This is a genomic window from Sphingomonas sp. (genome assembly GCF_048594985.1).
In the GTDB taxonomy this organism is placed as follows: domain Bacteria; phylum Pseudomonadota; class Alphaproteobacteria; order Sphingomonadales; family Sphingomonadaceae; genus Sphingomonas_I.
This window is the reverse complement of sequence record NZ_JBMDXG010000171.1, coordinates 1-1,713: the sequence shown is the minus strand read 5'-3', so window position 1 is coordinate 1,713 and position 1,713 is coordinate 1. Positions and strand designations below refer to the sequence as shown.

At 68.9% G+C, this 1,713-nt stretch carries 1 protein-coding gene; it reads left to right on the top strand.

Going from position 1 to position 1,713, the window contains the following annotated elements; all coding sequences use genetic code 11:
• On the top strand, positions 1-1,713 hold a 1,713-nt coding region (locus ACOJSF_RS06455; RefSeq protein ID WP_420141395.1), incomplete at both ends, for an AsmA family protein.

The window sequence follows — 1,713 nt, the reverse complement described above, 5'->3', positions numbered from 1 at the left end:
CGGCGAAATACTGATCTTCGACATGCGGCTTGTGCGGCCGGTTGCAGTGCTTTCCACCAATGATGATGGAGCAATCGACTGGGCCGTGCGCCCCTCGACGCCGTTCCAGCCAGGGCAGGTGGCGCTTGAGAAGGTGACGGTCACCGAGGGGCAGGTGCTGGTGAAGCACGCCGCCAGCGGCCGCGAACACCGGCTTACCGAGATCAACGCGGAATTGTCCGCGACCGCGCTGACGGGACCGTGGCGCATCGATGGCTCGATGCGCTTCGACGGCATGCGCACCGCGCTTCAGGTGTCCACCGGTACGTTGTCGCCAGAGGGGCGCCTCAGGCTGCGGGTGCGCGCGCAACCCGAGCGTTATGCGCTTGACCTCGAGAGCGACGGTGACGTGCAGCTGGACCGGAGCGCGGCGCGCTACGATGGTACGTTCCGATTGAGCGAGCGGCTGCCTGCGCCTGCGCCGGGCTCCACCTCAACCCGGGCGCCATCCTACCGGGTTGCGGGGAGCTTCGCGGTGGACCATCGCGGGCTCGACGTTTCGGAGTTCCGTATGGAGACTGGCGCGCTGGACGATCCGTACCGCGCGGAAGGCCATGCGCGTCTCAGCTTCGGTGCGCAGCCGGAGTTCGAGATCGTGGCCGATGGGGCACAGGTGCGGCTGACGGACGGCCAGGGCCAAGACGGTGCCGGTACGCTCAGCCTGCAGCAGCGGCTCTCAGCCGTCCACACTGCGCTGCTGGGGCTTCCGCAGCCGCAGATTCCCGGGCGGGTGGAGGTGCGCCTGCCGGCGCTGGTGACAGGCGATACCACGGTGCGGGACATCCGGCTGTCCGCGCAGCCGACCGATGGCGGATGGGCTGTGGAGGCGCTGTCGGCCGCGCTGCCGGGGCGCACCACGCTGGAGGGCAGCGGCAAGCTGACAAGTACGGTGGAATCCTTCGGCTTCCGGGGCAAGCTGTTGCTGGCCGTCGGGCAGCCGTCCGGTTTCGCGGCCTGGCTTTCGCGCGACGTCGATGAATCGATCCGGCGCCTCCCTGCGGCTGGGTTTAGCGCGGATGTCGACCTGACGGCGCGTCGGCAGTCGCTCGAAAATCTCGAACTGATCCTTGGCGATGCCCGGTTTCGAGGAAAGGCGCTGGCGACGCTGCCAATGCACGCTGCGCCTGCGATGCAGGTGGAACTGGAAGGCGGGCGTCTGGACGTCGCAGGACTGTCCGCCTTCGTGTCGCTGTTCGTCAGCGACCAGGGTGTGACGCGGCTTGCAGAGCGCGATCTCGACCTCACGGTGAAGGCGGGCCCGGTGGAGCTGGCGGGCATCACGGCTGCCACTGTGGACACGGCGGTGCGCCTGCGTGGCGGCACGCTAGAGGTGGACCGGCTGCAGATCGGCGGCATCGAGGGTGCCGACATCAGCGCGACGGCGACGCTGAAGGATCTGTCCGGGCCGCTCTCGGGATCGATCGATGCGTCATTGGTGGCGGGCGATGCGGGCCCGCTGGTGTCGCTTCTGGCGCAAAGGCTGCCGCAGGTGCCGGGGCTGGCGGGGCTGGCGGCGCGCAGCACCGTCTATCCCGGCTTGCTGGCGGATACCGAGATCGGTGCCGTGGTGGGGCTGCAGCCATCGGCCGGCGGCGACCGCGCGCTCTCGGTGAGTGCACAGGGAGATGCAGGTGGAAGCCGGTTTGGCCTGACGCTTTCCGGGACTGGCGATCT